Source organism: Flectobacillus major DSM 103 (assembly GCF_000427405.1).
Taxonomy (GTDB): Bacteria; Bacteroidota; Bacteroidia; order Cytophagales; family Spirosomataceae; genus Flectobacillus; species Flectobacillus major.
In genome coordinates this window covers 3,590,101-3,616,430 of sequence record NZ_KE386491.1, presented here as the reverse complement: position 1 = coordinate 3,616,430, position 26,330 = coordinate 3,590,101, and the positions used below count along the sequence as shown (strand labels likewise).

The window sequence follows — 26,330 nt, the reverse complement described above, 5'->3', positions numbered from 1 at the left end:
GAGTAGATTTAAAGGCAATTTAAACGATAAAAGGTCAAGACCCAAATATTCGGAAAAGGAACTATTGAAAGGTATTTTTTCAATAAACCTCTATTTTTATGAGGACTTATATGGACTAAATATGGTTTACTCCAAAATACCTGATAATTTAGTATGCAGAAAAATAAAACAATTCTCACAAGGTAATGTAAATGCTTGATTAGAAATATGCTACTGAGGTAAATTAAGTAATGGTATAAATATAGCAATTGCTTAATAACTAGTTGTTTATGTTCATAAGGCAGAATTCATGATTCGGTGTTCTTACTTACCTATATCAATTCTATGAATAACATGAAGAAACTCTTTCAACTAAGTGCTGTTTTGCTGTTGTTACAGTGGACAAGTTTTGCTCAGAAAGTACCAAGTACGTACTGTAACCCTATTGATATTGGTTATAGGTACAATTTTGAGCAGATGAACGAACATATTTCGTATCGTTCAGGTGCCGACCCTGTAATTATTAACCACAAAGGCGAGTATTTTTTATTTGTAACCATTTCAGGAGGTTGGTGGCATTCAAAAGATTTGTTTAGCTGGAACTATATTGTGCCCGACAAATGGCCAATGGAGGATATGTGTGCTCCTGCGGCGGTGTCTGTACGAGATACACTTTATTTATTTCAATCAACCTTTCAGCAACGTCCTATTTTTTATTCGACCGAGCCAGAAAAAGGGAAATTGAAATTTTTGAATCGGTGGTTGCCACAATTACCCAAAGATATTGGCCCCTGGGATCCTGCTTTATTTCATGACCCTGATACCGATAAATGGTATATGTATTGGGGGTCGTCGAATGTATACCCGATTTTTGGAGCAGAGCTTGACAAAAGTAAAAAACTGACTTATAAGGATAAAACAGATTATAAACCTTTGGTTTTTTTAGATCCATATCAACATGGCTGGGAGCGGTTTGGCCCCGACCATGCCGATTGGGTAAAGCCTTTTATTGAAGGTGCTTGGATGACCAAACACAAAGGGAAATACTATTTGCAATATGCAGGGCCTGGCACTGAATACAATGTTTATGGCAATGGTACATATATTGGCGACGACCCCCTTGGGCCATTTACGTATGCTCCTTACAATCCTATTTCGTATCGCCCAGGTGGGTATATGACAGGGGCGGGGCATGGCAATACTTTCCAAGACAATTATGGCAATTACTGGAATACTGGCACACCTTGGCTGGCGGTAAACTGGCCAATGGAACGCCGTATCTCGATGTTTCCTGCGGGCTTTGATTCCGATGGACAGATGTTTTCAAATACTCGTTTTGGCGATTGGCCACATTATTTGCCAACCCAAAAATGGCAAGATAGAGATGCTTTGTTTACGGGCTGGATGCTATTGTCTTACCAAAAACCTGTTACGGTTTCATCGGTTCAAGATACGATTCATATAGCTAAAAATTTGACCGATGAAGGTCGTCAAACTTTTTGGGTGGCCAAACAAAATAAGGCTGGCGAATGGGTTAGTATCGATTTACAACATGAGTCCGAAATCAGGGCTGTACAGGTAAATTATATTGATTATAAAAATAATGTCTTTGATTCTGACTCGTCGGTGTATACTCAATTCAAGCTTTGGGGGTCAAAAGATGGTAAGAAATGGGAGCTTCTGCACGACCTTAGCCAAGAACCCAAACGAGATAGGGCTTGTGCCTATATAGAGCTTACAAAACCATATAAGGGACGATACCTAAAATATGAACATACGTATGTAAAAGCTGTAAATCTGGCTATTGGCGAAATCCGTGTTTTTGGTAACGGTTTAGGCAAATTACCCGAAATGCCTACTGGATTGCAGGCAAAAAGACAGAAAGATGAGCGTAATGTAGATATTCAATGGAACAAAGTTTCTAATGCTGTTGGATATAATATTCGATGGGGTATTGAAAAAGATAAATTATATCAAACTTATCAGGTATATGCCGACCAGCCCAATGCCTTACAAATAAGGGCTTTAAATTTAGGACAAAAATACTTTTATGCGATTGAGGCCTTTAACGAAAATGGTGTTTCGGCTTTGAGCGGAGTAATAGGAGATAAGTAATATATCAAATCAAAGGCGTTATGCAATGGTATAACGCCTTTGGTATAAAGAAGCTGGACTAGCTAATCAGAAAATACTAGTGTATATTCTCGAATCCTTAAAAGCTTTTTGAAAAATTTATTGGTTCAATGAAACCTTTAATACTTTTACCTGATTATCGGCCGTAATGCGGACAAAATAGCTGCCTGCACCTAATGACGCTAAATCGAATGAGGTTGTATAGGCATCACTTTGTTTCTCTAAATCTTTGGTTTCGAGTACCATTCCAAAAAAGTTAATTAACTGAGCCTGTACCGATTTTAGTCCTGTACTGTTCGGAAATTTTACCGTAATTTTTCCACTAGTAGGGTTAGGAAATACCTTGGCGATACCGTCCGAAAGTGGTTCTTCTTCAACAGCCGTAATTGTAATTGTAACACCATTTGAATAAGCCGTACAGCCGTTGGCATCGAGAACCTTAGCATTATAATATCCTGACTGAATAGGCACAATATTAGCCAAACCTTTGGCTATAGCCAGTTCATTACCATTGACATACCATGTAGGGCTATTGCCAGACTGTAATGTAAGGTTGCTACCACTCCAGCTTAATACAGGTGCAATAGGGCTTAGGGCAGTTGCAACAACTGCCGAAGACGTTACACTACACAAGCCATTGTCGACTACATTAACACTATAACTTCCTGCTGTACTAATGGTATAGGTATTTCGAGTAGCCCCTGTGATTTTTGTGCCATTTCTTAGCCATTGATAAGCATAGTTGCTATTGCTCGAAGCCGTTAGTGTGGCGGTGGCATCGGGGCAAAAGCTAACAGTATTGGTTGGCGTAATACTTACTTGAGGGGCTGTAATGGTTTGTATAGCTACTTCGGCACGTGGGCTTGGGCATTCTAACGAGCTAACATCAATGTCGTATAAATAATAATAGCCTGTTTTGATAGTACTGCCTTCATACAATGCACCAGTAATGCTTACTGCACTATTAATCACAAAAGGATAGCCCACTAAATCTCCTGTTTTGGTAGTATCTGCATTTTTATTACTTCTAAAAATAGATGCTCCATCGGTACAATCTTGTGAAATAAGGTATGTCCCTGCTTCTGGAATCTTCAAATTTAATGGTATTACGATACCTTGGTCGGTTTTATCATCGATCAATTGGTTATTGCTACGGGTACTATTGGCTGTAGTACGAGTAGCATTTACATTGACCGTCACCGACGAAATAGGTGTACCGTCCGACATACGAGTTACACTAAATTTGATAGTACCAGCAGTTCCTACGTAAACTCTGGCACTTTTTAGTACAATAGGAAGCTGGGTAGTCATGATAATTTCTGGGCCAAATGAATCATAGTACGTGCCTCCTCCAAAAGTATATTTACTTTTGGCTCCTATACTACCCGATAAATCGCCAGAGGTTACATATACCTTTTGGGTGTTGGTGGGTGTCGTAAAACTGCCACTACCACCTGTAAATAACAGATTCCCTCCCAAAAGCTGATCGTACCATAACAACGACGACGAACTAGACGACTTAATAACTAAGCTGCTAGCTCCTTCGCACAGCACTGCCTGAGCAGAGGGTGCTACAGGACTGGCTACTTTTCTACTAAAGGTTGCTACATTATTACTATTATCTTGGTCGGTGCTTAGGGTTGCTTCTGTGGCAAAGGTATAAGTTTCGCCAGCTATAGTATTAAATGTACCACTGAGTACTGCCGTACCTGATTGTAGCGAACTTAATGTTCCTGAATATGTACCATTTAAGGTAGCCACAACAGTACCACTACTATTTGCTACTTTTACGGTAATAGGAATATTACTAATGTTTTCTGAACCAATGTTTCTGATACTCACACTTACTTGATTGTAGGCTGTATTACTACAAAATAAGGTTGATTCGGGCGATATAAGTTCTGAAACTGCTAAATCGTACATAGGACGAACAATCTTTAGTGGTATTTCCATTACTTCACCTTTGGCAATAGTTCCACAGCTTGAGGCTATTGTACTGTTAGCATCGCTACAAATTACCCTCAGAATAGTAGTATTTCCGATTTCTATTCCTTGTGGAATTGTCACCTTACCCGAGTATGTGCTTGAAGTATATCCTTGAAGGCTTAAAATACTTTCGTTGGTATCGTCAAAATCACCATCAAGATTCCAGTCAACAAATGCTCTGATATTTTTGCTAGACGTATCTTTAAATTTGATGTCGAGCTGTACAATTTGTCCTGTCGAAACACTATTTGTACCTAAGTTCAGCGTATCTAAATAATCTGCGGCAGTGCTTGGCGTAATTGCACAGTAAGATTTTCCGCCAAGGCCACTAATAATCAACGAGTAGTTTTGTGAGCTATTGGTAAGAGTTCCTTTGTGTGAAATAGTTATGGTATAAGTTTTTCCTGGAATAGGGTTGGGTATTAAAATTTGTTCAATGTTGTCTCTGATATTATCACCATTGGTAGCTACATCACTTGGTTTGTCGGGGTTCAACACAAATGGCAAGAAGGTATTGGTTTCATCGTCTGAGATGCGTATATCTAGGTCATTTACCAGTTTTGGGGTTCTATTATTAAAGTTAGCCACCGTAACCGACGAAGCTGTAGCAGCGGGGTCTGTCCAGCTAATAGTAGCACGAAGAGCACCCTTGCCAGAGGCCACCACCTTTTGTGCAAAACTACCTCCTTGAGCTAAAGTTCGTTCTGTGATAGAATGGGTAAAATCTTTATTCAGAATAGCGATAGCCGCCTTTTCCATATTGAGTAATCCCCAGCCATAAATATAATCAGGCCCCGCATTGCCCGCATCTTCGGCTGTATGAATAGCAAGCCCTTTTAGGGTTGCCGACCGCATAAATAGCCCATCATTTTGTTGGGCATAAAGCTCTTGAAGTAAAAATAAGCTACCCGCTACATGTGGACTAGACATCGACGTACCACTAAGGGTAGTATAACTTGTGGTAGAAGTGTTGGAGGTAGAAAAAATATTAACCCCAACCCCAACAATGTCTGGTTTGATACGACCGTCGTCGGTAGGCCCCCAACTACTAAAGCTCGAAATTTTTATATCAGAAGCCTGTGTAGGAGGGCTATCAAGTGTATTAACAGCCCCAACAGTCAATATATTTTTGGCATTACCTGTTGTTGATATAATATCATAGCTGTTGTTTTTGCTACGAGCTACGGTACTGGTATCGCTTCCATTTCCAATATAATATACTTCGCTTGTACTGGTAGGCCCTGTTTCGCCACGGTTATTGCCCGCCGACTTTACGATAAGGTAATAAGGAGCATTATACGAAATTCTATCCCAAGTTTGGGTTTCTGTATCGTAAAAGCCAAACTTATAATCTTCAAAAGTATTGATACTGGTATTGCCCATCCAACGCCATTTGCTAATAGAAGAATCATAATTCCAGCCTGCCAAATAACCGTAAGAGTGGTTTGAAACCAGAAGACCCGTGGCAGCATTAGCCATTTCGGTATTATCGTTGTTATAGTCCCATGCTTTGAGGCTAGCCCCAAAGGCCATACCCTTGGCTTGAGCCGAAATCCCAGAGGCAATCATCGTTCCCGAAACGTGTGTGGCGTGCTGGTCGGTAGATGTAGGGTTATCTTGTTGGCTAACACGGTTGACTAGCTCGACATGGCTAGCATAGACACGTCCGCCGTCCCATATACCCAATTTACCTGTCATAAAAGAACTACCACCATTGAGGTTGAGTCCAAGGCTACCGCCACTGTAAAGGGTGTTGGTTCTTGAGGCAGCACTCGACTTGGCATTGCTATGGGTAATCAAATAGAGTGGTTGCCCTGTATCGTCAATACCCTTTAATTGAAATCGTCGTCCGTCTTTATATTCGCCAGAAATCTGCCAATTTTTCTTCTGAGCTACAGCCAAGGCTTTGTCATAATTATCGCTTTGTTTTTTCGCAATTTCTTTTGACATTACTTGGATTGCCTGTTGCTCATTGGCCGAGTATAAAGCTTTATTTTGTGCGAAAATTACATTACCAAGTAGAACACAGCATAGCGTTATTATTTTTTTCATAAGAGGGTCATTTGTTGTGATACAGGATTAACGATACATAGTGGATTGTGTTTCTATTTTATGACAGAATAATTGTGGGAAACGTTGCGTAAAAGCTTTGTTAAAAAAAAACGCAATCGTGTTGAACGATTGCGTTGAAAACTTTACAAGAAGAAAAGTTATTCCATCATTTCTTTTTCACGTTGCTTATTGACACTCGACGACACCCAAATACTAATTTCGTACAAACCAAAGAGAGGGGTTGCTACCAATAATTGTGAAATAATATCGGGCGATGGCGTAATAATAGCAGCCACAATCAAGATAACAATAAGGGCATGGCGGCGGTATTCACGCATGAACGACGGTGTTAAAATACCAATGCGTGAAAGTACAAACGAAATCATAGGTAATTGAAAAGTAAGCCCACAAGCCAAGGTCAACATTGATAACAACGAAATATAGTCGTTGATGTCAAATTGGTTTTGAATACTTTCGTCCAATTTGAAATTAGCCAAAAAGTTGATAGCCATTGGAGCTACAATAAAATACCCAAAGCTAACGCCCATAAAAAACAAAAGCGATACCCAGAAAACAGCCCCACGAGCCGCTTTCTTTTCGGTGTCTTTTAAGCCTGGTTTGATAAAACGCCAAACTTCCCAGAAGAAATACGGAAAAGCAAATAGCAGACCAACAATGATAGATTGGGTCAGAGCCATCATAAATTGTCCAGAAACTTCACGGCTTTGTAAGATAAAATTGGCTTGTCTGAAGCACAATCCTTCCATTCCTGTAGCATCGGCAATCTTGCAAAGTACTTGATTGGTCCAGAAATCAGATTTGGCTGGAGCCATAATAATACCACCAAATATTTCTGTACGGTATATCCATGCCGCAATCGTAAATATTAAAATAGAGCCGAGCGAACGGATTATATGCCAACGAAGTTCCTCTAAATGTTCAATAAAGGTCATTTCTGTACCTTCAATTCCTTCTTCTAATTCCTCGTCAAATTCTTGGTCTAGTGCCATTCTTTAGTTAATGATTAGATTTATAAGGGCTGTACCTACAATAGGTATAATACTTTTAGCCGACAGCTCAAAGCCTATTGCTTGTTGCTTGCTTACAAAGTTACATGAAAAACGCAAAAAACCCTGACAGCGTCTGTAGTTGTCAGGGTTTTTTATGGCTATGTGTTATTACCTTTTACCAACAGTTTGATACTATCTGTAAAGAGGGAAATTTTCTACCCACTTATTTACTTCTGTTTTTACAGAAGAGATAAATGTTTCGTTATCGTGGTTCATCAATACGCTATCGATAAGCTCAACGATATGTAACATTTCTGCTTCTTTCATACCACGTGTAGTCATTGCAGCAGTACCAACACGCATACCCGAAGTAACAAACGGCGATTTGTCGTCGAATGGTACCATGTTTTTGTTGATAGTAATGTCTGCTTTAACCAATGTATTTTCGGCCAATTTACCAGTCAATCCTTTTGGACGAAGGTCAATCAACATCAAGTGGTTGTCTGTACCACCCGAAATAATTTTGTATCCTTTGTCAACAAATGCTTGAGCCATTACCAAGGCGTTTTTCTTCACTTGTTCAGCATAAGCTTGGAAGTCGTCGGTCAATGCCTCGCCAAAAGCTACAGCTTTGGCTGCAATTACGTGCTCTAATGGGCCACCTTGTGTTCCTGGGAATACAGCACCGTCCAAACAAGCTGACATCATTTTCAAATCACCTTTCAATGTCGTAAATCCAAAAGGGTTTTCAAAATCTTGTCCCATCATAATCAAACCACCACGAGGGCCACGCAAAGTTTTGTGGGTTGTAGTAGTTACGATATGACAATGCTGCATTGGGTTGTTCAACAAGCCTTTTGCAATCAATGCAGAAGGGTGAGAAATATCGGCCAATAACAACGCTCCAACTTGGTCGGCAATAGTACGCAAACGAGCATAATCCCAATCACGAGAATAAGCAGAGGCTCCACAGATAATTAATCTTGGACGCTCTTTCAATGCTGTTGCTTCTACTTTATCCCAATCAATCAAACCTGTTTCTTCCTCTACACCATAAAAAAATGGTTGGAAATATTTACCTGAAAAATTCACTGGTGAGCCGTGTGAAAGGTGACCACCATGTGCTAAGTTGAAACCAAGGATTTTGTCGCCTGGGTTCAAGAAAGACAAAAATACAGCTGCATTAGCTTGTGCACCAGAGTGTGGCTGCACGTTGGCCCATGAAGCACCAAAAAGAGCTTTGGCACGTTCGATAGCGATAGTTTCGATTTGGTCAACTACTTCACAGCCACCATAGTAACGTTTGCCCGGAAGACCCTCTGCATATTTGTTTGTAAGCACAGAGCCTTGTGCTTCCATTACTTGTTTTGATGTGAAGTTTTCTGAAGCAATAAGTTCAATACCAAATTCTTGGCGGTGTGCTTCTTGGTTAATCAAATTGAAAATTTCAGTATCTCTTTCGAGCGTGAAAGTTGCTGTTGCCATTTCGCAAATTGTGATTGAGTGATTGTGTATGCAAGGGTTTTGTATTAATTAATCATTAAATAATGATAAAACCCTGTGCTTTTTTGTATTTACTCAGTAAAAATACTCTTAAAAAATGGATTGTAAAAACATTTTTTCATTTGTCAGCCAAATTACATTTTCATAATTTTTAATATTTCATCTTTGTTTCAAATTTATTTAAACCGAAAATCTATATGAAGTTTTTATTTTTGATGTGCCTGACTATCAGTAGTTTGTTAGTAAAAGCACAAGGTGAGCCACAAGCTCTGAAGGTTGGGCAGCAAGCTCCAGCTCTTTCTGGAAACGACCACAAAGGCAATTCTATTAGCCTGCCCAAGCTTTTGGCCAAGGGTAAAGTAGTAGTGATGTTTTATCGAGGGGCGTGGTGTCCTTATTGTAACAAATACATGAGCCAACTAGAGGAGGCTTTGCCCGAATTTGAGAAAAAAGGGGTTCGGGTTATTGCCATTACGCCTGAGCCAGAGGAGGCTATTGGGAAGGCTGTAGAAAAAACTAAAGCGTCTTTTTCGATTATTTATGACAAAGACCGCCAAATTATGAAAGATTGGAATGTATTGTACACGATGACAACACCCAATCAACAGAAATATAAGGGCTATGGATTAGATTTGGCCAAAATACAGGGCGATTGGCAATTGCCCGTACCTGCTACGTATGTGATTGACCAGTCTGGCAAAATAACCTTTGTGCATTTTGACGAAAACTACAAGGAAAGAGCCGCTATCAAGGATATTTTGGGAAGTTTGTAGGTTGAGGAAAATACATTCTGACGACTGATATATACTTGGTAGTTAGGATGTATTTTCATATCAAAAGCGTCATAGATATAACTGAAAAATCAAATATGACTCTATTATATATATGACACTTTGAGAAAGAGTTACAAGAATAATGGAATTTTATATTGATAGAGTTCTACTCGGATATATAATTTCTCTAGTGGAACTCCCTTGTTAAGAGCTTTAAGTGCATCTTGAGCTATTAGTACAATATTGTAGAGTTCTATTGGTGCTGAGCTGTCTTCTGCGATAATTTTTTTTCCGACTTTGCCTTTTTTAGGGCTATAAATGGAGTTAACGTTTCAGAGTTATCCCACTCTTCTTTTCTATCATAGCAAGAGGACTTATTATAAGAGTTTGTAATGGATAGTAAGGCTTCATTTTCCTGATATCCTTACAATCGTAATTTTATGTAAACTCGCACGAAATGGTGCATGTACTCTATAGGAGGCAATACTTAAAAAGTTTTCATCAATATCAAAACCCCAGACCCTCTGTAAGGTAAAATTCCTGATGACAAAAAATTAAGATAAGAAGGCGAAAAGCTAAAAGTACTTTTTCATGTTTTTGTAGAAGTTAAATTTATGTTAGTAGGTTGTAGGCACTAAAGTTTGTTTTTTTGTCCCTATCATCACATAGTGTTGGTGAGGAACTAGATGGTCATTAAAGAATACTAAAGTTGTAAACTTTTGAAAGAATAGGTCAAAGTCACAGACTTGAACCAGTGATGAATTTCATTAAATAAACGCACCAAATAATAGTTGTCAGGGTTTCTAAGAAAAAGTATTGTATTTTTGAAATGTATAATTTTATTATTTTTGTTTGAAAATCTACAAAATTAAAGAAAATGACACCTAAAATTCTCACCTGTGTTCTTGTGGATGATGAACAGTCTAACTTAGATATACTTATCCACTACATAAATCAAATTCCTTATTTGGAGCTAAAAGCGACTTTCATTAATCCACTTGAAGCATTAGCTTATCTTCTTAAATCTCCTACTGATTTATTGATTACCGACATTAATATGCCGAGGCTATCGGGTATTGATTTATATGAGAGTTTACGTTTTCATGAGCAAACACAGGTTATTTTTATTTCTGCTTATGTCGAAAGAATCATTGAAGCAATACAATTTAGCGCTGTAGATTATCTACAAAAACCAGTGTTACCTGAACGTTTTGAACAAGCCACTCGAAAGGCTCTTATTTTAGTGGGTATGAACAACCAAAGCTTTGAAAATTTTCCAACTGAAGTTTTGAGAACAGCGGTAAAAAATAGTTCAATTTTGAGTGAAGCGGAAATGAGAGTTTTAGTATTAGTTGCAGAAGGGAGTATGACAACTGAAATTGCTATGAAGCTATTTATTTCCCCAAGGACAGTAGAATCTCACAGGCTTTCTATTCGTAAAAAACTACAATTACCTTCTAAATATACATTAATAGGTATAGCACAATATTTAGTAAGAGTACTAAAATATTGACATTAGTTGAAATTTCAGTACTCTTACTTACGTAATTTCAGTAGCAGTACTAGTTGATATTACAGAAGAAACCTTCATACCTTTGAATAAGTAAACCCCACCGTAGTTTGATGACCTGATGGGGCTTATAGGTCTTAATCTTTTCATAATTAAAACTTAACAAAAGATATTAAAAAAAAGTTAATTCTAAGTGTTATTTGTACTGTTTTATTGTCTTTTGGGACAATGGCAAAATCTAATGTAAAGGCGATTAAGTCTAAAAAATTAAATACAAAAACAGTACATCACAGACAAAGTAAGCAATCTGCGAAAGTAGTTTCATGTGTTTCAGTAACTCTTTCTTGTGGTCCTAGAGGATGGGCTTGTGGGGACACTTTGCAAGAAATAATTGATAAGATACTCGTGGCAGAGGCGGCTACTTGTGAATCATAAGCTTCGATGTTTGACAAATCTACCTTATATTGACTAAGACACTCAACGCAGACGCATATCTTTGTGGGGTAGTATTTTCTAATCCGAAAAGATATAATAAATGCAATAAGGAATTTATTATATCTTTTTAAAAATGCTCCAAATTTTTATGAATACAATCATGAAATTATCATTTTCAATTTCACTATTTGTTTGCTTTAATGTTTCTACTTCTTGTTTTGCTCAAACAATCGTAGATAAAGCATACTTAATGGTTAGATATAATGAAACGTCTGTTGCAGATACCACAGATTTATCGAAAAAAAACTATGATGTAATGGGCTTAGAAATAGGCAAAATGCAAAGTAGGTTTTATAGTATTTCACTTGCAGAAACAAAAAAAAACTTGGAGGAACAAGTAAAAAAAACGGGGATGTTTGATTTGAGCCAGTTAAATATCCCCAAAAATAGAAGAGGAAAAGATAGGGTTATTCTCAAAAATACTGACACCAAGCAATTAACTACTTTTGAAAATTTAGGAATATTTAATTACTCCTATCTAGAACCTGTACCTAATATCAGTTGGGAAATTAAAGAAGATACTTTGCGAGTTTTGAATTACATTTGTCAAAAGGCAATTTGCCAGTTTAGGGGACGTAGTTATGAAGCATGGTTTACCCCAGAAATTAATATTAGTGAAGGACCTTGGAAATTTACAGGTTTACCCGGGCTAATATTAAAAGTTGAAGAAAGTAAGGGGCACTATAGTTTTTCGTGTATTGGAATCGAAAAAATAAATAGAGATATTTTAATTTCTTCTAATAGTAAAATACAAAAAGTATCAAGAGAAGAATATTTAAAATTAAGAAAGCAATTTAATGAAGATCCATTACCGTTTTTAAGTGATGGTCGAAATGGCTTTACGTTTGAATCCCTCCCCACAAGTTTACCCAAACGTTCATATAATCCAATGGAACTTACTGAGAAATAATAGGTTGGATGAAGAAGATAAGTACTGTAGCGTTTTTATCAACATTATTACATTTTTCGGGGTTTTCTCAGTTGCTGTCGGGTCGTGTTATGGATTCTCAACAGCATCCTCTTCAAGGGGTAAGTATTAGGGCGTACAAGTCCCCAAAAGATATTATTCAGTCCTTTGCCATTACTGACTCAAAGGGACAATTTCGATTTGATAAGCCTTTTTTATCTGACACCATTAAGCTTGTAGTGGCTTCTATGGGCTTTGCTACGCAAGAAAGAATCATTAAAAAAAACAATTTAATTCAAGATTTTATCCTCACTCCGCAAGCAATCGAACTAAAAGAAGTGATTGTGAAAACTCCTCCTGTCCGCATCAGTCACGATACTATTGCTTATGATATTAAACAATTTGGAAATAATACAGACCGAAGTTTAGGTGATGTTCTTAAAAAACTCCCAGGTATTGAACTCAGCGAAAATGGAACGATAAAATACAATGGCGAACCCATCAATAAATATTATACTGAAGGCAAGGACTTGTTTGAAGGGAAGTATAAAATTGCCAATGACAATTTCCGTTGGCAAGATATTGAACGGGTTGAAATTCTTGAAAATCATCAGCCTATAAGTGTGCTGAAAGATATAGTTTATTCCCCCAAAGCGGGGATGAATGTTATTTTTAAAGAATCTGTAAAAGCAAAATGGATAAAAACGGCACATTTTGGTGGTGGTTTTGATGAAGAAAATGTTCTGTACGATAATAGCTTAAATCTAATCAAGATTACAAAAAATAACCAGTCCTTTAGTGTTATTAAAAACAATAACGTTGGAACTGATTTACTTTCATCAACGCAATCTCTTACGATTGAAGACTTGATAGATGTAAGTCCACAGTATTTATTTCAAAAGGTTTTGCATCCGCTTTTATCAATTATTGAATTTAGTAAGCCACCTGTCAATCAAAAATATTTAAACTTTAATCAGAGTCGCCTTTTCACATCCAAAAATCTTTGGACGCTCAAAAAAAAATATGATATAGTTTTAAACATTGAGTATTTGAAGGATAAACAGGCAAATCAAGGCTGGCTTGAAAGTCGATACTTTTTGGGAAATGATACACTTTTGGTTACAGAAAAGCAAAATAATATAAAGAATATTAATCAGTTAGAGGGTACTTTATCAACCATAGCTAATCAGCCTAACTATTACTTCAGCAATAAATTGTTTGTAAAAGCGGGTTGGCAAAATGCTGAAGGCATCCTAGAAAATGATAACCTTGGAAAAACGCAAAACATAAATCAACAAAACCAATACGATACCCAATGGATTTCGGATGAATTGAAAATCCAGCAGAAATCCGCATCGGGTAATATAATTGAATTTAAGGCATTGGGTTATTATTTGAATTCTCCTCAGAACTTGAATGTCCTTTCAAACAATCAAACCTTGAAACAAAATACCTTGCAAGATTTAAGATTAAGAAAGTCTTTTTTCAGTTTTTATACCAATTTTTTAGCTAACAAAAAGTTGAAACTAAATACTAAAATAGGAGCTGAATATTCGGACCAAAGCCTATTTTCAAATTTATCGGGATTTTCTTCTGCGAAACTCATTGGAGATTCTTCTCTACTTTCAAATAATCAAAGTCTTTCCTACTGGCGAGTATTTGGTGAGATGGGCTATACTGTAAATAAGGAGAACTTAAAAATTAACTTTGCTTTGCCTGTGAGTTCTATAAACTGGTTAAATCTTGAGAAGAATCGTTTTGTTATTGAGCCAAATCTCTCTATGACCTATATTTTTTCTGCGAAATGGAGTACCACTTTTAAGTATAATTTCAAGTATAACATCGCTGAAATAGATGACTTTTATAAGTCTTTTTTATTGACAAATTATCGAAATATTGAACGAAACGTAGGGCAAATTCCTGATAACCAACGACACTCTGTAAGTTTAAGGTTGAATTTTAAAAATATGATTCACTTCTGGTTTATGAATGCCGTTATTGGATTCGGAGAAGTTCAGAGCAATCTTTTAAAAGAACAAACCAATGATGGAATTTATATCAAACAGGTTAGAATTGCATCCGATAATACAACCCAAAATTTCAATGGATTTTTACAAACCAGTAAATATTTTCATACCATAAAAACTAAATTAACCATTAGTAATAGTAACGAAGTAAGAAATTCTGTAAGACTATTTTCTAATAATCAGCCCGCAAAAATTGAAAATAAGAGCAATATTATAGCGTTGATTATAAATTCAAATCCAAAGAAATGGCTTCGGCTACAATTTGATGTTAACGCTATACATTCATCGAATTCTGTTAAAACAGAAACACTGAATACTAGAAATACCTTTGAGCAATTAAACTTCAAAACTAAGATTGACTTTCTTCCTTCCCCAAATCTAACTTTTGGTATTGAAGCCAATAAATATCAAATTGACGATGAGCAAAATCAACTTCAGCGTTATTTTTTGATGGATTGTGTGGCAAATTATCATTTTAAAAAAGGAAATGTTGATTTGAGTTTATTCTTTCAAAACTTAACTAATGAAATGAATTTTCAGACTTTGAGCTTTTCAGATAATTCGTTTATATCCACTAATTTTAGACTTCGTCCGAGACAGATATGGACAAAACTGATTTTTACGCTTTGATAAATTATGGGTCATCTGGGCTTTTAATTTACTTAATTGCTATCACAATTAATGCGATAATGTTAAACCCTATCCAACCTGAAAGCGTTGTATGTAATAAACTCTCTATTCATGCTAATATTGCAGTTGATGTACTATTTATGAGTAATGAATAAGCTTTTGGTAGGTAGTAAATACCATTGAACCCCACAATGCGGTTGGCAGTCTTTAATTTATAAAGAATGCAGTTAATGCTCTCACAAAGGTGGTTTTGTGGTTTAAACCCTCGTCTTTTTACAGCTAAGTGACCAATTTTTGCTGAGTCTATTATATCTTTGCCGAGTACGTGGTATATAAAAAAGTTTCTTGGTATGGTTCGCAAAACAAATATTAGCAACCTTTTCATGGTGCTACAAAAGTCAAGATGACTTCATCGTGTCAGTGACAAACTGACTGATAATTAAAGAATATTAATGTAAGTAAGGTAAAAGTGCCTTAGATACAACAAATAAAAATTTTTATATCTAAGGCACTTTAGCAATTAGCTCGAAATGAAGTTTATAAAATCTTCAAATCCTCTCATTTTCTAATTACAAACCTTATTACTTAATACCTCGTTTGATGGCATCGTAAATAACCTCGTTGATATTGGTACGAACGTTTAGGTCGGATAACCTAGAGTTGTTGCGTGTAGGATATACTCGGTTGGCCAAGAATACATATACCAACTGATTGTCGGGGTCGACCCAAGTATAAGTTCCTGTAAAGCCTGAGTGGCCAAAACTTGATGCAGGGGCACTTGGGGCAGCACTGATACCCGCTCGTTTGCGGTCGGGCTTATCAAAACCAATACCTCGGCGGCTATTTTCGGTTATGGCAAAAGGGTAGCTTGTCCATTGGTTTAGGGTAGCTTCATTGATATAGCGTTTGCCACCATAATACCCTTTTTGCAAATACATCTGCATTAATTTGGCCAAATCGTTGGCATTACCAAAAAGCCCAGCGTGCCCCGAAATACCATTGAGCATAGCAGCACCCTCATCGTGAACTCGGCCATGAATCAAATTTTTGCGGAAAAGCGAGTCGTATTCTGTTGGAACAACCTTACTAAGTGGATAATGCAAAGCTGCGTTGTAAGTTAAAGAGCTAGCTCCTAGCGGTTTATAGAAAGTGTCATTCAAGAAGCTTTCCCAGTCTTTACCCGTTAGGCGTGGAATAATCTGAGGATACATATAATAGGATAAATCTGAATAAACATATTCTTTTTTATCCCGTAATGGTGACTCTTCGATGGCCTTATAAATGGTATTATGATAATCTTTATGAATCCAAAGATGCTCGGCTACCTGAATCGGATAATCATGAGATTTTTCAGAAGCAAATGTATGATGCTTCCAGATAGTTGGCTGATTAGCAATATTGACAGCTTCTACCCACAGTTTTTTGTCAGATTGTAAGGCTTTTTCCAAACGAGCAAAAGCCTTTTTACGGCTAAATATTTTTTCCCAAAACGAAATTTTATACCCCTCAGGATATTCATGCCTTTCTAGTTTGTCTTGATATACTTTGCTAGCCAAGAGCATCTTGGTAGAGTCGATACAATCTTGCCAGAAAGGAATCCAAGCTTTCAAACGAGCTTGGTGTGTCAAGATGTCTTTGTAAACTAAGCCTGCCTTGTTTGAGTTTTTCCACTCAGGAATCAATTGTCCCATAGTGGTAGTCAACGAGAATTTCCCTTCATCTTGCATTTTCATCATAGCCGCTACCGAAGTACTGATTTTGGTAACAGAAGCTAGGTCGTACAAATCGGTTAAACTTACATTCTGACTGCCTTCGTAGGTATGTTTTCCATAAGCTTTATGAAAAATCACTTTACCATTTTTGGCTACCAATACCACTGCCCCGGGGGTAGCTTTTTGGGCAATAGCAGTATTTACTATTGAGTCGATGCGAGTAGTTAGGTATTTAGTGTCTATTCCTACAGCTTCGGGTACAGAATATTCAAAGCGTTGTAAAGGCTGTGTCGAAAGGCCATCATTGTATTTGAAGGTGCTATTGACTGTAACGGGTAGCTTACCATTGATACCAATTGCCCCAAATATAGCCTGAGCGGCGGCTTCTTGTGTATAAGGTGTTTCTTGGAATGTTTGGATTAAAGCCAACGACTTATCTAAATTTTCAAACTTTCCTAGAGTATAAGGATTTGAGAAAAGCGTTACAATCGTTTTGTTAGAATTGGCAAATTCTTTAACATATTCCTGAATTTTGGGCAAAATACTATAGTTTTTGGCAGGACGAATATTTTGACCGTTTACACCTAATATCACAAGGTTATAGGCTTTTAGGGCTTCTCTAACTTTCTGGACAGTGCTATCGGCCGAATTTTCGTCTAGGTTATAGTGGTCGATAGCCGTATAATTCGACAACATTTTTTGGAAATCGGTAACTGGCTTTGCACCAAAAGCAGGTGTACCCAACACAAGCGTGGCAATTTTGAGGGTATCTAAAGCTTTTAGTGGAATAATATTGTTGTTGTTGCGAAGCAATGTAACTGTATTATTAGCCAATTTGCGGTTCAGCAAATCAGCGTTTTTAGGGTTGAGGTCTTCTATCAAATTTTTCAAATCGATAGGCTTATAGCGGTCTAAACCTACCCACGCTTTTGCTAAAAGGATTCTTTTTACTCGTTCGTCGATATCAGCCTGAGAGATTTGTCCGCTCAATAAAGCCTTTTTAATAGCATTAAAAGCAGCGGGTACATCTACAAAAGTTTCGAGAATATCATTGCCTGCTAAAATAGCTTTTACATTGGCTGTACCTTCTGGAAAAAACTTTACAGCACCTTGCATATCCATAGCATCGGTAAATACCAAACCCTTAAACTTTAAGTCTTTACGCAAAAGGTCTGTTACTACCTTTGCTGAAAGCGTAGAAGCCAAATTTTTGGTAGTATCTAACGACGGGATATTGAGGTGGGCAATCATTACACCCTGCAAGCCATTTTTGATTAATTCACGATAAGGATACAGTTCGAGGCTATCGAGCCTTTGGCGGTTGTGGGCAATGAGCGGTAAATCATAGTGCGAGTCTGTACCGGTGTCGCCATGCCCTGGAAAATGCTTGGCCGAGGTAATTACACCGCCACGTTGTAAGCCTTTCATATAGGCAATAGCCTTTTGTGTAACTTTTTCACGGTTTTCGCCAAAAGAACGGAAGTTAATAACAGGGTTGTTGGGGTTGTTGTTGATGTCTACAACAGGTGCATAATTGATATGTATACCCAAGCGGCGGCATTGCTGGCCTACCTGATACCCCATTTCTTCTATCAGGTCGTTGTTGTTTTGCATAGCTCCTAGAGCCATCTGATAAGGAAAGCGTGTGGTACTGTCCAAACGCATAGCAAGTCCCCATTCCAAATCCATTCCAATTAGCATAGGTACTTTGGCCATAGCCTGAAGCTTATTGACCAAGGCCGCTTGCTTGCTGGGGTTTCCTGCAAAAAACACAAACCCTCCTACATGATAATCACGTACAATTTGGTAAAAACGAGCTGTATCATATACGGCGTTGTAGTTGCCCCGAGGCATCATCAACTGACCAATTTTTTGGTCGACACTCAGTGTTTTGAATACTGAATCCACCCATTTTTGGTTGGCGTTCGGAAAAAGGTCTGTTTGAGCTTGTAGGCTAGCCGTACAAGCCATAATCAAAAGTGCAATTTTGATGAAGTTGTGCTTTATTTTCATTCAGAGAGTCAGATTGATTGATTTTGCAAGTTACATAAAAAACATTCGATGCTTGTAAGGCACTATCGAAATAGCTATATGTGCATCAAAATGCTGATAAATATCAATATATGACATTTGTTATATATCAACCTTATTTCGATATATTTATTTGCATATTACAGGCTGGTTTCCAGAGGTATTTCTTAATAATATAAAACGCATGAAAATTACCTATTTGCTAGTATTGCTAGTGTTGCTAACGGCTGGATGTCGAAAAAAGCAAGAGCAAACATCTCCAGTTTTACAAAATATATCGGAGTCGGTGTACGCTTCGGGCGTAGTAAAAAGCAAAAATCAATACCAAGTTTTTTCAAAAGTAACGGGTATTGTTGATCAGCTTTATGTAAAAGAAGGCGACCTCGTAAAAAAAGGTCAGCCTATCATGAAAATTTTTAACCAAACTGCTCGACTTACTACCGAAAATACAGTTCTTTTAGTAGAAAATAATGCGATAAAAGCCAACTCCGACCGCCTGAATGATTTAAAAATAAACATAGATTTGGCTTCTAAAAAACTACAAAATGATTCGCTGTTGCTGGTACGCCAACGCAACTTGTGGTCGCAGCAGATAGGTACAAAAGTAGATTTGGAACAACGTGAACTCACTTTTGCCAATTCAAAAACCAATTATCAATCGGCTATTCTTAAATATCGAGAATTGCAACGACAAATAGCGTTTGCCGCTGCACAGTCTCAAAAAAACCTTGCTATCAATCAAACGCAAGAGGCTGAGTATATTATCAGAAGTGAATACACAGGACGATTGTATAGCCTACAGAAAGAAAAAGGCGAAATGGTAAACCCACAAACAGCCATAGCTCTGATTGGCAATGCCGACCAGTTTGGCCTAGAACTACAAGTCGACGAAGATGATATTATTCAGGTAAAAGCTGGACAAAAAGTGCTAGTTACGCTCGACAGCTACAAAACTGAAGTATTTGAGGCGGTTGTCGATGAAATCAACCCTTTGATGAACGAGAAAACCCGAACCTTTACTGTGAATGCTTCTTTTGTAAAAAAACCTGCTATTTTGTATCCCAACCTAACAGTAGAATCGAATATTATTCTCAGAACCAAAACGAATGTCCTTACAATTCCTCGTAATTATTTGGTAGAAGACTCCTATATTTTGAATGAAAAAAATGAAAAAATAAAAGTTCAGGTAGGGCTGAAAGACTACCAAAAAGTAGAAATAACAGCAGGCCTAAAAGTACAAGACATTATTATTAAACCTACCAAATGAACGCAAAACTCATTATAAGTATCGCCAAATCGTTGTTGTTGGCTCGTTGGCGACAAACCCTCGTAGCGGCTGTTGGCGTAATGTTCAGTATTACGATGTTTATTACGCTACTGGGTTTTATGAATGGCCTCAACGACCTACTCGACAGCCTTGTGCTAAACCGAACGCCTCATGTACGGCTTTTCAACGAAATCAAAGCCAATGCCAATCAGCCTATCAATCTGGCCGAGGCTTATAAAGCTTATCATAATTTTATCCGTTCTATCAAACCATCGAGCAATACCACCCAAATTAGAAATAGTGCTTTGGTTATAAAGGCTCTCCAAAAAGATAATCGGGTATTGGGGATTTCGCCCAAAATGACGGCTCAGGTATTTTATAATGTAGGTTCTACCGATATTACAGGAGTTGTCAATGGTATAGATGTAGAAGCAGAAAGTAAATTGTTTTTCTTTCAGGATTATGTAATACAAGGGTCGTACCTCGACCTGAAGAATATTCCTAATAGTATTATTTTGGGAAAAGGAGCTGCCGATAAAATGTTGGCCAATATCGGCGATGTTGTACAAATAACAACTGCCCGAGGCGACCGATTCCCCCTGAAGGTAGTAGGCTTTTTTCAGTCGGGAATGGGTGAAGTAGACAAGGTACAAAGCTATGCTTCGATAAAAACGGCTCAAAAACTGTTGGGACAAACCAACGACTATATTACCGATATTCAGATAAAGCTCAAAGACATGAGTACTGCCCCTACGTTAAGCAAAGAATATGGCCATATTTTTGGCACCGATGCCGAAGATATTCAAACCGCCAATGCCCAATTCGACACAGGAAGCTCTATTCGCTCATTGATTTCGTATGCCGTAGGAATAACCCTTTTGATTGTAGCAGGCTTTGGTATTTATAATATTCTTAATATGATGATTTATGAAAAAATGGATACCATTGCTATTCTAAAAGCAACGGGTTTTTCAGGGAAAGACGTAAATAGAATCTTTATTTCGATTGCCCTCAGTATTGGTCTTTTTGGCGGAATCGCAGGTTTGATAACAGGTTTTTTGTTGTCGTCAATTATCGACCAAATACCATTCAATACAGCGGCATTGCCTACTGTAACGACTTATCCTGTTAATTACGACCTGAAATTTTATATAATAGGAATATCTTTTTCATTGATTACTACCTATTTCGCAGGGCTTTTTCCTGCTCGTAAAGCCAGCAAAATAGACCCTGTAGATATTATTAGAGGAAAATAACATGCAAAACGCTATCATTTTAGAAGCCAGAAATATCAACAAAAGTTTTCACGACCCTATTACAATTCCCATTTTGAGAGATATTAACTTTTCTATTCAAAAAGGTGAATTTACGTCTGTCGTGGGCAAATCGGGCTGTGGCAAATCTACGCTGTTATATATTTTGTCGACTATGGATACCGATTATGATGGTGATCTCCTCATTGATGGTAGTAGTATGAAAGGCAAGCCCGAACAAGATTTGGCACGTGTTAGAAATGAGAAAATTGGGTTTGTGTTCCAGTTTCATTATTTGCTCAACGAATTTACGGTGTTGCAAAATGTTATGCTACCCGGTATGAAATTAGGAAAATATAGCAAACCAGAAATAGAACATCGAGCTATGGAACATTTACGAAAATTAGGTATTGAAAAACAAGCCCTAAAAAGTGCTTCGCAACTTTCGGGCGGAGAAAAACAACGGGTTGCCATAGCAAGAGCCTTAATCAACGACCCTCTTATTATTATGGGCGACGAACCCACGGGGAATCTTGATAAAAAGAATACCGAGATTGTATTTGAAATTTTCCAACAATTGGCTCAAGAATATCAGCAAGCACTACTAATCGTAACCCACGACCCCAGTTTTGCTAGCCACACCAACAGGATTATCGAAATGGAAGATGGCCGTATTATCAAAAGTTAGTTGAGGTAAGTGTTATACACACCAAAGCCTTTGTGCTTCTCGATACAAAGGCTTTGGTGTAGCTGTTCTATTATCCAGTTCTTAGATAAAATGCTCAATTACTTACAATCGTTGGTTTCGTAAGTAGCGATGATTTTTACCCTATTCGTTACGGGGTTATAAGAGGTAGTACCCGTAATAGCTTTACCCGTAGAAGATGTAATTACTGATGATGTTTTATTGATAGTTACAATTCCTGTGTATACTTTGCTGTCGTAGTAAGTCCAGAAATTATAGGTTTGTCCTTCTCTTACGGTTAAGCTAGCCCGTCCACTTGTTGCATAATCATACGTATAATTGCTAGAATTCCAGAGGTCTATCCATGTAGAAGGTTTAATGTTTAGTTTTTTATTGGTACATTTTGCAGTAAAGTCGATATCGACACCCAAAAATACAGGAGGGTTTGGAATGTTTAAACTAATCGGTACACGATTAGTTGTACAAACATCAAATACAGCTGTGTTTCCTAATAGTTTATTAGATGTTTTTTCGTAAACATATAATTGCAGGCGATTTCCATCACCTCTAGCGGCACGATATAATCCGTTATTGAGGTTTCCATTGGTAACATCAAAATTGTAAAGTTGGGTATAATAGTACTTCCTATTATATCTGTCTACAAGGTATAAGGTGGCATAATACTCATAGCTATTAACGGATGTTGTTACATTAGAGCTAACATTAAAGCTAATATTACCGCCACTGTTAGCACATGAAGAACCATAATAATACCAGTCTAAATTCCAGTAAGAGAGGTGGGTGGCTTGAAAGGTAGCTACAAGCTTGCCATCGCTGTCTTTTTTAACGGTAGCAATACCCTCTTCTTTCCACTGGCCAGTGTTGCTATCATAACTCCAAGTAGGAATGGTATCTCCTTCCTTAATAGGCTTGCCTGTGTCTGGGTTAGTAAGGTCTTGGCTAAGCCCAACAGATACTTCGATAGGTTTTGAGAAACTTTTTACTTGTTGTCCTCCTGCTTCCATATCAATCGCTACAAAACCTCCTGTTATAAAATCACCATCGGTAGGTATTCCATTGCTCATCTGAACATTTTCGGCAGCAAAACCACCAGGGAAGCTTTGTACCGAAGCCTCTGTTTTGGTGGTATACTGAACAATTTGTACCGAAACATTATTGGCATTGATAACCGTACCCGAGGCATCTTTTACTTGTGTTCCTGGCTGAAGGGTTACTTCTGCTACTTCGGGTTTATCAACAGTGGCAGAAACAACTACTTTTTCGCCTACTGCTAAATTTACAGACTCAATAGTTGATGCTACTCCTTCGGGTGGTGCTGCTACATTAGTTACAGGAATTTCAAAAGAGGCGGGTGTTTCGGCATCGGTAATGACAAATGTCTTGCTAGTTGAAACATACCCTTTTCCCGAAACACTTACCGTAAACTCGATAGGTGAAGTCGGGCTTGGAGATATGTTTTTGTTAAGTACCAACGACAAGGCATTATTGGTAACAATATAGTCTTTTTTGCCGGCATCGGTCAATACATAGTCTTTGCCTGAACCAGAAATCGTTACTTTTAAATCCTGAGGGCTAGATACAGCCTCTGAGTTGGCATCAACAAACTTGATAAGAAGAGGAGCTTTATATATATCTGTGTTTACAGTAAGCTCAAGGTCTTCAAATGGATTGATTTTTTGACATGAGAGAAATACCCCAATGCTCAAGAAGAGCATTGCCAGAAATCGGAAGGTATGTTTGAGGTTGTAAATATGGTTCATTGTACGTTGAATTTTAGCTTGGAAACTATCTTGATAAAATAGTGGTAGGTATTTTAATTAAGCCTAATGGCTAGCCTTAAATTAAGCATAGGCCAGTAACGCCAGTCGTCCATATTGGCTTGTATTTTGGGTTCTTGTTCCGACATACTACTTAATCTTTCTGTACCTGTAAGAGTTACTTTGGGTTTTGGTAAATAGTATGTGCCTAATTCAAAACCAAAACCTACTCGTTTTGTGGGAATAGCTCTACCAAAGCCCAATCCTACAAAAGGAGCAAAACCATTGTTATAGCTTAAATCGAATAGAAAAGTACCGACTTCTTCAGGAGTAAAAACGGATTCGCCAAAAGTATAGCTTTCTGTAGGAGATGCCGATACTTTTACTTGACCTTTCTGCACTAGACTACCTCCAGCAATCAGTTTAAAGGTACTTTTGCTAAAAGGGTAATACTCTACCGATAATGCAATAGAACTCATATCCATGTTGCCTGCTAACAGAATATTTTCGTCAGATATTTTTTCCTTCTGGTTCAAGTCATACTTCAAATAACTATAGGAGGCTCTGACGGCCAGTTTGTCGAGAGCTTGATAAGCTACACTTAGCCCGGGGGTTGTTCCAAGATTGAGTCCAATACCAAACTTTTTAAGATTGGTAGATTGTGCTACTACTACATATTGACCAGCCAAAAGCCCTAGCAATATGAGGAAGGTTTTTTTTTTCATGTTGTGTTACGTTTAAAGATTAATTAAAACTTTAATTGCAATTGATAGACCTTAACACCCTCAGCAAATGAGAGATAGGTAGGTTTGAATACTAGACTACTTGGGAATTGAGCCGAATGATTACTATAAAAACTATAGTTTGATTTAAGGGGAGTTAGGTGGTGGGCATTTTTTGTTTACTATATTGGCCAAATATAAAGGCGATAACAAATATCTCCCAATCTTTTGCAAATAGGTTTAGTGTTTTTTTATTATATGGTAAATATGTAAAAACTAGAGGTGTTTGTTATAAAAAATATAAAATCTATAACTTAGGTATAGTAAATAAAATATTCCACTTGTACCTTTGTACAATACGATTTAACAAACTGAAAAATAGTGAAATATATCAAACCCATTGAACAGCTCATTAGCGAGTCTGAAGAGTCTGGCGAAAAAACATTAAAACGCTCATTAAATGCTTTTCAATTAATTATGCTTGGCTTAGGTGTAATTATTGGTGCGGGCTTATTTTCTTTAACAGGCTTGGCTGCTGCCAATAATGCAGGCCCTGCCGTAACGCTTTCGTTTGTGGTGGCGGCTGTAGGTTGTGCTTTTGCAGGCTTATGTTATGCCGAATTTGCAGCGATGATTCCTGTGGCGGGTAGTGCTTATACTTATTCGTATGCCACCCTTGGCGAATTAGTAGCATGGATTATTGGTTGGGACTTGGTGCTTGAGTTTTCGGTAGGTGCTGCCACTGTTGCTATTAGTTGGTCTAATTATCTGGTAAAATTCCTGTCATATTATCAGCTTTATATTCCTACTCAGTTAGTACATTCTCCTTTTGAAACTGTTACGTTGGCCAATGGCCAACAAGTACATGGCTTGTTCAATTTACCTGCGGCCTTGGTGGTTGTGCTTATGTCGTTTATATTGATGCGTGGTACAAAAGGCTCAGCCATCTGGAATGCGATTGTAGTTTCGTTGAAAGTAGCTGTAGTATTGGTATTTATTGCCTTGGGCTGGAATTATGTACAGCCCCAAAACTACCAACCTTATATTCCCGAAAATACAGGTACTTTTGGTGAATTTGGCTGGTCGGGTATTCTGCGTGGGGCTGGGGTTGTATTCTTTGTATTTTTGGGCTTTGATATTATTTCGACGGCTGCCCAAGAAACCAAAAACCCACAACGCAATATGCCTATTGGTATTATTGGCTCGTTGGTAGTCTGTACGATTTTGTTTGTGCTTTTTGCTCATGTTATGACGGGGCTTTCGCACTATACTACTTTCAAAAACAACGCTGCCCCAGTAGCCATTGCTATTCAACAAACCCCTTATGCGTGGTTGGCTCAATTGGTGATTTTGGCGATTTTAGTAGGTTATACCTCGGTTATTCTGGTCGACTTGATGGGGCAATCTAGGGTGTTTTTCAGTATGTCGAAAGATGGACTTTTGCCTAAAATATTTTCAGAGATTCACCCAAAATTTCGTACACCCTGGAAATCTAATATTTTATTTTGTGTATTTGTAAGCTTGTTTGCTGCATTTGTACCTATCGACGTAGTGGGCGAAATGACGAGTATTGGTACATTATTGGCTTTTGTGGTAGTATGCGGAGGGGTACTGGTACTAAGAAAAACCAACCCTGATATTCCTCGTGCCTTCAAAACGCCGTGGGTTCCTTTTGTGCCTATCATGGGTATTCTGACTTGCTTTGGTATGATGGCTTTTTTACCAGCCGACACATGGATTCGTCTGATTGTTTGGATGGCTATAGGTATGGTGATATATTACACTTATGGACGCAAAAACAGTTTGATACGAAAACAAGCTGAAAAGCAGTAGAGATATACCTACTAAGCAGGATTCTGTATTTTGATATATCAAAT

15 protein-coding genes are annotated in these 26,330 nt (G+C 37.7%); 9 read left to right on the top strand and 6 right to left on the bottom strand.

Annotation, left to right across the window (positions count from 1 at the left end; genetic code table 11):
* Positions 1-333: 333 nt before the first annotated feature.
* Positions 334-2,094 carry a discoidin domain-containing protein gene (locus tag FLEMA_RS0134330; protein ID WP_144080126.1) on the top strand — a complete coding sequence of 587 codons (1,761 nt, stop codon included), beginning with the start codon at positions 334-336 and terminating at the stop codon, positions 2,092-2,094.
* Positions 2,095-2,211: 117 nt separating this feature from the next.
* On the opposite strand, the gene FLEMA_RS71210 is transcribed toward FLEMA_RS0134330, so the two are convergent.
* From FLEMA_RS71210 to glyA, 3 genes are all read right to left on the bottom strand, one after another.
* Entirely contained in the window at positions 2,212-6,150 is a 3,939-nt protein-coding gene (locus FLEMA_RS71210; RefSeq protein WP_044172375.1) for a S8 family serine peptidase, read from the bottom strand.
* A gap of 158 nt (positions 6,151-6,308) precedes the next feature.
* Positions 6,309-7,160 (bottom strand): twin-arginine translocase subunit TatC, encoded by an 852-nt coding sequence (gene tatC / locus FLEMA_RS71205; RefSeq protein ID WP_044172372.1) that lies wholly within the window; start codon positions 7,158-7,160, stop codon positions 6,309-6,311.
* Between the two features lie 192 nt (positions 7,161-7,352).
* A complete protein-coding gene (glyA, locus tag FLEMA_RS71200; protein WP_044172369.1) occupies positions 7,353-8,645 on the bottom strand; it encodes a serine hydroxymethyltransferase in 1,293 nt (430 codons plus the stop codon).
* A gap of 215 nt (positions 8,646-8,860) precedes the next feature.
* Between glyA and FLEMA_RS71195 the strand changes: the two genes are divergently transcribed.
* From FLEMA_RS71195 to FLEMA_RS0134095, 4 genes are all read left to right on the top strand, one after another.
* Positions 8,861-9,436: a peroxiredoxin-like family protein gene (locus tag FLEMA_RS71195; protein ID WP_044172367.1), complete on the top strand. Its 576-nt coding sequence runs from the start codon at positions 8,861-8,863 to the stop codon at positions 9,434-9,436.
* Positions 9,437-10,313: 877 nt separating this feature from the next.
* On the top strand, positions 10,314-10,949 hold the full coding sequence (locus FLEMA_RS76215; RefSeq protein ID WP_052354157.1) for a response regulator transcription factor: 636 nt from the start codon (positions 10,314-10,316) through the stop codon (positions 10,947-10,949).
* 592 nt (positions 10,950-11,541) lie between these two features.
* Positions 11,542-12,351: a GLPGLI family protein gene (locus FLEMA_RS76210; RefSeq protein WP_159102704.1), complete on the top strand. Its 810-nt coding sequence runs from the start codon at positions 11,542-11,544 to the stop codon at positions 12,349-12,351.
* Positions 12,352-12,359: 8 nt separating this feature from the next.
* The gene (locus FLEMA_RS0134095; protein WP_081681345.1) at positions 12,360-15,005 is read left to right on the top strand and encodes a carboxypeptidase-like regulatory domain-containing protein; all 2,646 of its coding nucleotides are present in this window, start codon (positions 12,360-12,362) and stop codon (positions 15,003-15,005) included.
* A 581-nt stretch (positions 15,006-15,586) separates the two neighbouring features.
* Here the strand turns inward: FLEMA_RS0134095 and FLEMA_RS71175 are convergent.
* A complete protein-coding gene (locus tag FLEMA_RS71175; protein WP_052354155.1) occupies positions 15,587-18,730 on the bottom strand; it encodes a serine hydrolase domain-containing protein in 3,144 nt (1,047 codons plus the stop codon).
* 202 nt (positions 18,731-18,932) lie between these two features.
* Here FLEMA_RS71175 and FLEMA_RS0133985 point away from each other — a divergent pair, with 202 nt between their 5' ends.
* Genes FLEMA_RS0133985 through FLEMA_RS0133975 form a run of 3 tightly spaced genes read left to right on the top strand, consistent with a single transcriptional unit; the run spans position 18,933 to position 21,956 of the window.
* Positions 18,933-20,015 carry an efflux RND transporter periplasmic adaptor subunit gene (locus FLEMA_RS0133985; protein ID WP_026996483.1) on the top strand — a complete coding sequence of 361 codons (1,083 nt, stop codon included), beginning with the start codon at positions 18,933-18,935 and terminating at the stop codon, positions 20,013-20,015.
* Positions 20,012-21,271 (top strand): ABC transporter permease, encoded by a 1,260-nt coding sequence (locus tag FLEMA_RS0133980; protein WP_026996482.1) that lies wholly within the window; start codon positions 20,012-20,014, stop codon positions 21,269-21,271. The genes FLEMA_RS0133985 and FLEMA_RS0133980 overlap by 4 nt, the downstream gene beginning before the upstream one ends.
* Before the next feature lies 1 nt (position 21,272).
* The gene (locus tag FLEMA_RS0133975) at positions 21,273-21,956 is read left to right on the top strand and encodes an ABC transporter ATP-binding protein (protein WP_026996481.1); all 684 of its coding nucleotides are present in this window, start codon (positions 21,273-21,275) and stop codon (positions 21,954-21,956) included.
* 98 nt (positions 21,957-22,054) lie between these two features.
* Here FLEMA_RS0133975 and FLEMA_RS71170 read toward each other — a convergent pair whose 3' ends face one another.
* Both FLEMA_RS71170 and FLEMA_RS76205 read right to left on the bottom strand, forming a co-directional pair.
* On the bottom strand, positions 22,055-23,734 hold the full coding sequence (locus FLEMA_RS71170; protein WP_044172355.1) for an astroprincin family protein: 1,680 nt from the start codon (positions 23,732-23,734) through the stop codon (positions 22,055-22,057).
* 53 nt (positions 23,735-23,787) lie between these two features.
* Complete coding sequence (locus FLEMA_RS76205) at positions 23,788-24,456, bottom strand: hypothetical protein (protein ID WP_052354154.1); 669 nt, start codon at positions 24,454-24,456, stop codon at positions 23,788-23,790.
* A gap of 378 nt (positions 24,457-24,834) precedes the next feature.
* Between FLEMA_RS76205 and FLEMA_RS0133910 the strand changes: the two genes are divergently transcribed.
* Complete coding sequence (locus FLEMA_RS0133910; protein ID WP_229359478.1) at positions 24,835-26,286, top strand: amino acid permease; 1,452 nt, start codon at positions 24,835-24,837, stop codon at positions 26,284-26,286.
* The last annotated feature ends 44 nt before the right edge of the window (positions 26,287-26,330 follow it).

What these genes read in the sequence shown, in the direction of transcription:
- FLEMA_RS0134330 (WP_144080126.1), top strand. Translation starts at nt 334, where the DNA reads ATGAAGAAACTCTTTCAACTAAGTGCTGTTTTGCTGTTGTTACAGTGG.
- FLEMA_RS71210 (WP_044172375.1), bottom strand. Translation starts at nt 6,150, where the DNA reads ATGAAAAAAATAATAACGCTATGCTGTGTTCTACTTGGTAATGTAATT.
- tatC (WP_044172372.1), bottom strand. Translation starts at nt 7,160, where the DNA reads ATGGCACTAGACCAAGAATTTGACGAGGAATTAGAAGAAGGAATTGAA.
- glyA (WP_044172369.1), bottom strand. Translation starts at nt 8,645, where the DNA reads ATGGCAACAGCAACTTTCACGCTCGAAAGAGATACTGAAATTTTCAAT.
- FLEMA_RS71195 (WP_044172367.1), top strand. Translation starts at nt 8,861, where the DNA reads ATGAAGTTTTTATTTTTGATGTGCCTGACTATCAGTAGTTTGTTAGTA.
- FLEMA_RS76215 (WP_052354157.1), top strand. Translation starts at nt 10,314, where the DNA reads ATGACACCTAAAATTCTCACCTGTGTTCTTGTGGATGATGAACAGTCT.
- FLEMA_RS76210 (WP_159102704.1), top strand. Translation starts at nt 11,542, where the DNA reads ATGAAATTATCATTTTCAATTTCACTATTTGTTTGCTTTAATGTTTCT.
- FLEMA_RS0134095 (WP_081681345.1), top strand. Translation starts at nt 12,360, where the DNA reads ATGAAGAAGATAAGTACTGTAGCGTTTTTATCAACATTATTACATTTT.
- FLEMA_RS71175 (WP_052354155.1), bottom strand. Translation starts at nt 18,730, where the DNA reads ATGAAAATAAAGCACAACTTCATCAAAATTGCACTTTTGATTATGGCT.
- FLEMA_RS0133985 (WP_026996483.1), top strand. Translation starts at nt 18,933, where the DNA reads ATGAAAATTACCTATTTGCTAGTATTGCTAGTGTTGCTAACGGCTGGA.
- FLEMA_RS0133980 (WP_026996482.1), top strand. Translation starts at nt 20,012, where the DNA reads ATGAACGCAAAACTCATTATAAGTATCGCCAAATCGTTGTTGTTGGCT.
- FLEMA_RS0133975 (WP_026996481.1), top strand. Translation starts at nt 21,273, where the DNA reads ATGCAAAACGCTATCATTTTAGAAGCCAGAAATATCAACAAAAGTTTT.
- FLEMA_RS71170 (WP_044172355.1), bottom strand. Translation starts at nt 23,734, where the DNA reads ATGAACCATATTTACAACCTCAAACATACCTTCCGATTTCTGGCAATG.
- FLEMA_RS76205 (WP_052354154.1), bottom strand. Translation starts at nt 24,456, where the DNA reads ATGAAAAAAAAAACCTTCCTCATATTGCTAGGGCTTTTGGCTGGTCAA.